The sequence below is a fragment of the Caulobacter sp. S45 genome (genome assembly GCF_903642205.1).
Lineage (GTDB): Bacteria > Pseudomonadota > Alphaproteobacteria > Caulobacterales > Caulobacteraceae > CAHJWH01.
In genome coordinates this window covers 1-8,761 of the sequence record NZ_CAHJWH010000137.1, presented here as the reverse complement: position 1 = coordinate 8,761, position 8,761 = coordinate 1, and the positions used below count along the sequence as shown (strand labels likewise).

Below are 8,761 nucleotides of genomic sequence, written 5' to 3'. Positions count from 1 at the left end.
GGCCCGCGCCGCCGCACGATCCGGCCGATGGCGCGGTAGACGCCCCGCGCGCTGGCGATGGCCCAGGCCGAGCGCACCGGCAGGTAGTGCAGCCCGTCGCGGGCGCTTCTGTAATAGGCGTCGGCTACGTCCAGCAGCCGGGTGGCGACGCGCGCCACCGCCCTGCGGTTGGCCGGATCGGCCACGGCGGCTGCGGTGGGCGCCATGCCTTCCGCCTCCAGCCAGTCGGCGGGCAGGTAGAGCCTGCCGTTCTCCGCGTCCTCCACCACGTCGCGGGCGATGTTGGTGAGCTGGAAGGCCAGGCCCAGGTCGCAGGCGCGCTGCAGGGTCTCGCGCCGACGCACGCCCATGACCTCGGCCATCATCACCCCCACCACGCCCGCCACGTGGAAGGCGTAGGTCAAGGTGTCGTCCAGAGTTTCGTAGCCGCGGACGCCTACGTCCATGGCGAAGCCCTCCAGGAGGGCCAGGGGTTGTGCGGTGGGGATGGCGTGGCCGCGGGCGACCTCGCGCAGCGCCTGGAACTCCGGCGGACAGGGGCGGTCGCTCTCCAACGCCTGCAGCGTTAGGCGGCGCAGCTCCTGCAGCCGCTGGGGCGCGCCGGCCGCGTCCACCCGCATGCCGTGGCCGAGCACCTGGCCGTCCACCACGTCGTCGCAATAGCGGCACCAGGCATACAGACGCCACGCCGCCTCCCTCTCCCGGCGGCCGAAGAGGATCGAGGCCAGCGCAAAGCTCTTGGAGCCCGCCTTGATGGTGGCGTGGGTCGAGGCGGTGAGGGCGTCGCCGCTCATATCTCCCCCTGCGTAGCGGGGGGAGGGGACCAGGCGAAGCCTGGTGAGAGGGGCTTGTAGGGCGCCACGGTGAGATGGCGGCGCCCGGTCAGTCCCCTCCACCACGCTGCGCGTGGTCCCCCTTCCCCGCTATGCGGGGGAGGATAAGCCGCGGTCACGCTCACGCCTTCGCCACGTCCGCCAGGATCACGCTGGCGGTGGCCTTGGCCGACCCCACCACGCCGGGCACCCCCGCCCCCGGATGGGTGCCTGCGCCCACGACGTAGAGGTTCCTGATCATGTCGTCGCGGTTGTGGGCGCGGAACCAGGCGCTCTGGGTCAGGATCGGTTCCAGCGAGAAGGCGGAGCCGAGATGCGCGTTCAGCTCGCCTCGGAAGTCGAAGGGGCTGAACACCCGCTGGGTGACCAGGTTCTCGCGCAGGCCCGGCAGCAGGCGTTTCTCCAGCGCGTCCAGGATGCGGTCGGCATAGGGGCCGGACTCGGTCTCCCAGTCGATGTCCTGCTTCAGGTTGGGCACCGGCGCCAGCACGTAGAAGCCGGTGCAGCCATCGGGCGCCAGGTTCGGGTCGGTGACGGTCGGCGCATGCAGGTAGAGGGAGAAGTCGGCGCGCAGCGGCTCCGCGCCGCAGATGGCGGAGACCAGCTCGCGGTAGCTCTCGCCGAACAGGATCGTGTGGTGCCGCAGGCCTTCGTAGGTCTTCTTCACCCCGAAATAGATGACGAAGAGGCTCATGCTGAAGCGCTTGGTCTTCAGGCTGGTCGCCTCGGTGCGGCCACGGGCGTGGTGGCGCAGGAGCTTGCCGTAGGTGTGGACGATGTCGGCGTTGGAGGCGACCAGGTCGGCCTCCAGCATCTCGCCGTCGACCAGCCGCACGCCCGTGGCGCGCAGGCCCCGGGTGGTGATCTCGTCCACCGGGCTGGAGAGGCGGATCTCGCCGCCCAGATCGGTGAACAGCCTGGCCAGCCCCTGCACCAGGGCGCCCGTGCCGCCCTTGGGGAACCACACCCCCCATTTGCGCTCCAGCGCGTGGATCAGGGCGTAGATGGAGGAGACGGCGAAGGGGCTGCCGCCTACCAGCAGGGTGTGGAAGCTGAAGGCCTGGCGCAGGTGCTCGTCTTCGATGAAGCCGGCGACGGTGTCGTAGACGCTGCGCCAAGCCTGCATCTGGGCGAGCTTGGGCGCGGCCATCAGCATGGACTTGAAGTCTAGGAACGGCACGTGGCCGAGCTTGAGGTAGCCCTCGTCGAACGCCGCTTTGGAATAGGCGAAGAAGCGCTGATAGCCGGCCACGTCATTGGGGTTGAAGGCGGTGATCTGGGCGTCCAGCGCCGTCTGGTCGTTGACGTAGTCGAACTGGCGGCCGTCCTCCCACATCAGGCGGTAGAAGGGCTCGACGGGGAGGAGCGTCACATAGTCCGACAGCTGGCGGCCGGACAGCGCGAACAGCTCCTCCAGCGAGGAGGGGTCGGTGATGACGGTGGGGCCGGCGTCGAAGGTGAAGCCGTCCTGCTCGTAGACATAGGCCCGGCCGCCGAGCTTGTCGCGCGCCTCCACCAGCGTGGTGGAGATGCCCGCGGATTGCAGCCGCACCGCCAGGGCCAGCCCGCCGAAGCCGCCGCCGACCACCACGGCCTTGCGCCCCGGTTTGGAACCGGGAGCTGTCTGGCCGGCGGTTCCAGCGGCGATGAGGTTGATGTCGCCTGCGTCGTCCATCTTTACGCCTCTACATCGCCGCGCACCGGGCGAGCGCGCATCCTGCAGCGCCTGCAGGGGCGCACCCATCTCTAACCGCCGGCCCTTCGACAGGATGCGCACGCGGTTGGGGAAGGTTCGCCGGACGGCCCAGACGCGCTGGATCAGCGGCTCGGGCAGGCGGCAGGACCTCTGCAGCACCCTGTACCGGTCGCCGGGCTCGACGGCCAGGAACATCATGCGGGGCAGGGCCCGCAGGACCCTCACCCCGCTCCCCTCCTCCCGGCCGTCGTCGCCCTGGTCATTTCGGACGGTCGGGCGATATCGTAGGCCCGGGCCGTGCGGCTCGGCGGAGGTGCAGCTTGGCGCGACGCGACATCATCGGGGCCGTGGACTTCGCCCACCTGGAGACCTACGCCGCCCACGACGCCGCCCTGATCGAGGAGGTGCTGGGCCTGTTCCGCCAGCAGGCCGAGCTGTGGATGCCCTTGCTTGACCCCGCCCGGGCCGAGGGCTGGCGCGACGCGGCGCACGCCCTCAAGGGCTCGGCGCTGGGCGTGGGCGCCTTCGCCTTCGCCGACGCCTGCAGCGCGGCCGAGGCAGGAGCGCAGGCCGGTGCGGCCACGCGTGCGGCGCAGCTGGAGCGCATCCGCACCGCGCTGGACGCCGCCCTGCACGACATCGCTGCCTATCGCCACGAACAGGCGCTGCAGGGTTTGAAGACGCCGCGGGCCTGATACTAGGCCCGCCATGGCCGCCCCTCCGTCCTTTCCGCCCGGCGCCTGCGTGCTGCAGGCGACCCCGGCGCTGGACTCAGGCGGGGTGGAGCAGACCACCCTGGACATGGCGCAGGCCATCACGACGGCCGGCGGAGTGGCGCTGGTGGCCTCCGCCGGCGGGCGGCTGGAGCCGGAGCTGGCGCGCCGGGGCGGCGAGCTGGTCCGCATGCCGCTGGACCGCAAGGCGCCCTGGACCCTGCTGGCCAACGCCGCCCGGCTGGAGCGGCTGATCCGCGCGCGGGGGGTGGACATCGTCCATGCCCGTTCGCGGGCGCCGGCCTGGTCGGCGCTGCTGGCGGCGCGGCGCACGGGGGCGGCTTTCGTGACCACCTATCATGGCGTCTACAACGCCCGCTCCGGGCTGAAGCGGGCCTACAACCGGGTGATGGCGAGAGGGGACGTGGTGATAGCCAACTCCGCCTTCACGGCCGAGCACCTGCTGGCCGAGCACCCCGGGGTGGACCCCGGCAGGGTGGTGACCATCCCCCGCGGCGTCGATCTCGCCGGCTTCAGCCCCGAGCGGGTGGCGCAGGAGCGGGTGACGGCCGTTCGCGCCGCCTGGGGGCTTGCGCCGGACGACCGCCGTCCCGTCGCCCTGCTCGCCGCGCGGCTGACCGCCTGGAAGGGCCAGCGGCTGCTGATCGAGGCGCTGGCGCAGCTGCGGGGTCACGGCGACCTGGTGCTGGTGCTGGCCGGCGACGACCAGGGCCGCACGGCCTATACCGAGAGCCTGCGCAGCGCCGCCGCGGAGGCAGGCCTGTCCGAGCGGGTCCGGATCGTGGGCCACTGCACAGACATGGCCGCCGGCTATCTGGCCGCCGACTTCGCCTGCGCGCCCTCGCTCGACCCGGAAGCCTTCGGCCGCACCGCGGTGGAGCCCCAGGCCATGGGCCGCCCGGTGCTGGCGGCCGACCACGGCGCGGTGCGAGAGACGGTGGAGGAGGGCGTCACCGGCTGGCGGGTGGCGCCGGGCGATGCGGACGCCTGGGCGGCGGCGCTCGGGTGGATGCTCGACACCCCCGCCGACGCGCGCGTCGCCATGGGCGCGGCGGGGCGGGAGCGGGTGGAGCGGCTGTACTCGCTGGAGGCGATGACGATGGCGACGCTGGGCGTCTATGCCCGCTTGCTGGCGGAGCGGAGGCGATGACCGCGCGGCCGAGGCGCGCCCTGCAGCGCATCCTGGTGATCAAGCTGGCTGCGCTCGGCGACGTGGTGCAGGCCTTTCCGCCCTTCGCACACATCCGCGCCGCGCACCCCGGTGCCCATATCACGCTGCTGACCACCCCCCCCTATGCGGGCCTGGCCGCCGCCTCGCCGTACTTCGACGCCATCGAGACGGACGGCCGGCCGAAGCGGCTGGGCGACACCCTCGCCATGCTGCGCCGCCTGCGCCGCGCCCGCTACGACCGGGTCTACGACCTGCAGACCTCCAGCCGCTCGTCGGCCTACTTCTTCGCCTTGTGGCCGCGACCGCCGCAGTGGTCCGGGATCGCGCCCTTCGCCTCGCACCCCCACCGCAACCCCGCCCGCGACCGCATGCACACCCTGGAGCGCCAGGCCGAGCAGCTGCAGGACGCAGGGATCTGGCCGGGCGCTCCCGTGCGGCGGGGCGAGGCGGGGGCGCCGGACCTGTCCTTCATGTTCGCCGACGAGACGCCGGAGCGCGGCCCGGCCCATTTCGGCCTGGGCGCCCCCTACGCCCTGCTGATCCCCGGCGCCTCCGCCCGCCGCCCGGCCAAGCGCTGGCCGGCGGAGCGCTACGCCGAGCTGGCGCAGGCGCTGCTCGACCGGGGCCTTCAGGTCGCCGTGCTCGGCGGGCCGGCCGAGAGCGAGGTCGGCAAGGCCATCACCCGCGCCACGCCCGGCGCAAAGAATCTGGCCGGCGCCACCGACTACGCCCAGATCGCCGGCCTCGCCGCCCGGGCGGCGCTGGCGGTGGGCAACGACACGGGGCCCACCCACCTGGTCGCCGCCGCGGGCGCGCCGACGCTGGTGCTGTTCTCCGCCGACTCGGACCCGGCGCTCTGCGCGCCCCGTGGCCGGTGCGTGGAGGTGGTGCAGGAGGCGCGGCTGGCCGATCTGGCTCTGGACCCGGTGCTGCAGAAGGCCCGCGACCTTATCGCTGGCTGAGCGGGCCGCCTTGATCAAGACCCCTGACTTGTCCATATTCTTTGGTCGCGCGGCCCTGGCGAGTAATGCCTTTCCGCGTCCAGATTTCCAGGATCAACGGTCAAGGAGACCAAGCCTATTCGCCGCCCCATGCAAGCCGCCCCGGTCCGCAACGACGGACCCCGCATCAACGAGGACATACGCGTCCTCAAGGTGCTCCTGATCGATCACAACGGCGAGAAGCAGGGCATCATGCCCACCTCGGCCGCGATCGAGGCCGCGGTGGAGGCCGGGCTCGACCTGGTGGAGGTTTCGCCCAACTCCGATCCTCCCGTCTGCAAGATCCTCGACTACGGCAAGTACAAGTTCGAGGAACAGAAGAAGAAGAACGCCGCGCGCAAGCGCCAGAAGGTCGTCGAGATCAAGGAGATCAAGCTCCGTCCCAACATCGACACCCACGACTACGACGTGAAGGCCAAGGCCATGTACGGCTTCTTTGAAGAGGGTGACAAGGTGAAGGTCACCCTGCGCTTCAGAGGGCGCGAGCTGGCCCACCCGGAGCTCGGCATGCGGCTGCTGCAGAAGGTGAAGGCGGAGTTCGAACCGGTCGCCAAGGTCGAGTACGAGCCGCGCATGGAAGGCAAGCAGATGATCATGATCCTCGCCCCGCGCTGAGGATCATTCGAAGAGGCAGGGCGACCGCCTGACCCCAAGTGTGACTGCGGAGACGTCTCATCTCCCCCTGCGAAGCGGGAGAGGGGACCAGGCGCAGCCTGGTGAGGGGGGCTCGCTGGCCACGACGGGGGGCGCGCGGCGTCCGGGCAGCCCCTCCATCACGCTACGCATGGTCCCCCTTCCCCGCCTCGCAGGGGAGGATAGGCGCACCAGCCTGGAGGCCCTGGATGAGTGGCTACGTCACCCGCTTTGCCCCCTCTCCCACCGGCCTGCTCCACCTCGGCCACGCCTACTCCGCCCTGAGCGCTTTCGACGCCGCCCGCGCAGCTGGCGGCCGGTTCCTCCTGCGCATCGAGGACATCGACGCCACCCGCAGCCGCCCGGCGTTCGAGGCGGCCATCCTCGAGGACCTCGCCTGGCTCGGCCTCTCCTGGCCCACGCCCGTACGTCGCCAGTCCGAGCACATGGCCGACTACCAGGCCGCGCTCGCCACGCTGCGCGACCAGGGCCTGCTCTACCGCTGCTTCCGCACCCGGCGCGAAGTGCTTGACGCCATCGCCTCGGCGCCGCACGGGCCGGGCGAGGACGCCGCCGAGACCGTGTTCCGCGGCGCCGCCCTGCCGCCGGACGAGGAGGCGGCGCGGCTCGCTGAGCGGCAGCCCTTCGCCTGGCGGCTGTCGCTGGAGCGAGCGCAGGCGGTGCTCGGCGGCTTCGAGAGCCTGAGCTTGGAGGAGGCGGGCCAAGGTCCCGCCGGCGAGCACGGCCCTATCACAGCCGACCCGGGCCTCGAGGGCGACGTGATCCTGGCGCGCAAGGATGTCGGCGTCGCCTACCACCTGGCCGCGGTGGTGGACGACGCGCTTCAGGGCGTGAGCGAGGTGGTGCGCGGCGCCGACCTGTTCGCCGCCACCCATGTACAGCGGCTGCTCCAGGCCCTGCTCGGCCTGCCGACACCGCGCTACCGCCACCACCGCCTGCTGTTGGGCGAGGACGGCAGGCGGCTGGCCAAGCGCAACGGCGCGCCCTCCCTCCAAGCCCTGAGGGAGAGCGGGGTGACGCCGGGCCGGGTCCGCGCCCTCCTAGGCCTGGCGCCGGCCTGAGAGCGCGGCTTGCGCAGGGCCGCCCCCTCGTCCAAACGGGACCATGCCCGCCGCGCCGGACCGCAAGCCGCTCCTCGTCCTTCTCGCCGGAGCGGCGATCATCGGTGCGGGCACCGTCCTGGTGCGCCTGACGGGGACGGGGGCCGCCTCCGCGGGCCTGTGGAGGCTGGTGTTCGCCCTCCCCTGGATGGGCCTGATGATGCTGGGCGAGCGACGCCGCGCCAACTCGCCCGGAGCGACGCCGGTCGCGCGGGGTCTGGGGGCGCCTGCGGCCGTCATGGGTCTGTGCGGGGTGTTGTTCGCCGCGGACCTGATCAGCTGGCACTACAGCATGAGGTTCACCTCAATCGCCGACTCCAGCGTGCTGGCCAACCTGACGCCGGTCATCGTCACGGTGCTGGCCTGGATCGTGTTCCGGGAGACGCCCGCCGCGGTCTTCCTGGCCGGCCTTGGCCTGGCGGTGGCGGGGGCCGTGACCATGGCGGCGGCGCGCAGCGGCGGGGGGAGCGCGCATCCGGTCGCCGGCGACGGCTTGGCCCTGCTGGCCAGCTTCTGGTACTCGCTTTACTTCATGACCGTGCGCCGGGCGCGACGGACCGCCAGCGCCTTGCAGGTGATGATCGCTTCCAGCGTGATCGGCGCGCCGCTGATGCTCGCGGCGGCCCTGCTGCTGCGTGAGACCCTGCTGCCCTCCAGCCTGCTCGGCTGGGGCGCCTGCGCCGGGCTCGGGCTTATGCATGTAGGGGGCCAGGGGGCCATCGCCTGGGCGCTCGGCAAGGTGCCGACCGCGCTCGCCGCCATGGTGGTGCTGCTCCAGCCGGTGGTGGCGGGAGCGGCGAGCTGGCTGGTGTTCCACGAAGCCGTTGGACCGGTGGAGGCGCTCGGCGCCGCCCTGGCCATGGCCGGCGTGGCCGTGGCCCAGCTGGCCTCGTGCCGCCAGCCTGCGCCGCCCGTCGCGGGCGAGGCTGGCGGCGGCCCAGGCCTGAGCGTCTTCTCCAGGGAAGGTCGCGTCAGGGCTTGCGGAACAGCTCCTCGGCCGAAGGCAGGTGGGCCTCCACCTCCCGCTCCCGCTCGGTGTCCGCTTCCGGATCGTAGCCGGAAGAGGCCGCGTCGTCGGGGATGCCCGGGCCCGTCTGAGCGAGGGTGTCGTCCAGGGAGCGGCTGTTGGGACCGTTGCTGATCCCGGATCTCCCGCCGTCGTCGCTCATCTGGCATCTCCGGACTGGACCGAGCCGTGCGCGCCTGCGCCAGGACCCGACGTCAGGACATCAATCGCCCGGGCGCCGCGCCTGTTCCCGATGGGGCGTGTGCTTGACCGGAGCGTCGGGGTGTGACGTGTGCGCGGCCTGATGCGCCCGCCGCCGACATCCGCCGAGACGCTCGGGTCGCCGTCCATGGCCCTGTCGGACTTCGACTACGACCTGCCGCCCGAACGCATCGCCCTGCGCCCGGTCGAGCCTCGCGACGGCGCCCGCCTGCTGCAGGTCGAGCCGGGCGGCGGCTTCGGCGACCATCTGGTGGCGGACCTGCCCGGCCTGCTCGCGCCCGGCGACGTGCTGGTCTTCAACGACACGCGCGTGATCCCCGCGCGCCTCGACGGTGTGCGCGAGC

9 protein-coding genes are annotated in these 8,761 nt (G+C 72.3%); 7 read left to right on the top strand and 2 right to left on the bottom strand.

Annotated features, from left to right (window positions below; translation table 11 throughout):
• Both HUV06_RS12625 and HUV06_RS12620 read right to left on the bottom strand, forming a co-directional pair.
• Window positions 1-794: phytoene/squalene synthase family protein (locus HUV06_RS12625; RefSeq protein ID WP_174301614.1), on the bottom strand; the 794-nt coding region annotated here is incomplete at its 3' end.
• Window positions 795-954: 160 nt separating this feature from the next.
• Window positions 955-2,754, bottom strand: a complete 1,800-nt coding sequence (locus HUV06_RS12620) for a phytoene desaturase (RefSeq protein ID WP_254601098.1) — start codon at window positions 2,752-2,754, stop codon at window positions 955-957.
• A gap of 95 nt (window positions 2,755-2,849) precedes the next feature.
• Here HUV06_RS12620 and HUV06_RS12615 point away from each other — a divergent pair, with 95 nt between their 5' ends.
• From HUV06_RS12615 to HUV06_RS12585, 7 genes are all read left to right on the top strand, one after another.
• Window positions 2,850-3,224, top strand: a complete 375-nt coding sequence (locus HUV06_RS12615) for an Hpt domain-containing protein (RefSeq protein ID WP_174301613.1) — start codon at window positions 2,850-2,852, stop codon at window positions 3,222-3,224.
• 13 nt (window positions 3,225-3,237) lie between these two features.
• Window positions 3,238-4,413 (top strand): glycosyltransferase family 4 protein, encoded by a 1,176-nt coding sequence (locus HUV06_RS12610; RefSeq protein ID WP_174301612.1) that lies wholly within the window; start codon window positions 3,238-3,240, stop codon window positions 4,411-4,413.
• Window positions 4,410-5,396, top strand: coding sequence for a glycosyltransferase family 9 protein (locus HUV06_RS12605; RefSeq protein ID WP_174301611.1), 987 nt, complete (start codon window positions 4,410-4,412; stop codon window positions 5,394-5,396). The genes HUV06_RS12610 and HUV06_RS12605 overlap by 4 nt, the downstream gene beginning before the upstream one ends.
• A gap of 129 nt (window positions 5,397-5,525) precedes the next feature.
• On the top strand, window positions 5,526-6,050 hold the full coding sequence (gene infC / locus HUV06_RS12600; protein ID WP_174301610.1) for a translation initiation factor IF-3: 525 nt from the start codon (window positions 5,526-5,528) through the stop codon (window positions 6,048-6,050).
• 227 nt (window positions 6,051-6,277) lie between these two features.
• Window positions 6,278-7,150, top strand: coding sequence for a tRNA glutamyl-Q(34) synthetase GluQRS (gene gluQRS / locus HUV06_RS12595; protein ID WP_174301609.1), 873 nt, complete (start codon window positions 6,278-6,280; stop codon window positions 7,148-7,150).
• Between the two features lie 43 nt (window positions 7,151-7,193).
• Entirely contained in the window at window positions 7,194-8,330 is a 1,137-nt protein-coding gene (locus tag HUV06_RS12590; protein ID WP_174301608.1) for a DMT family transporter, read from the top strand.
• A 214-nt stretch (window positions 8,331-8,544) separates the two neighbouring features.
• A partial coding sequence (locus HUV06_RS12585; RefSeq protein ID WP_174301615.1) for an S-adenosylmethionine:tRNA ribosyltransferase-isomerase occupies window positions 8,545-8,761 on the top strand: 217 nt, incomplete at its 3' end.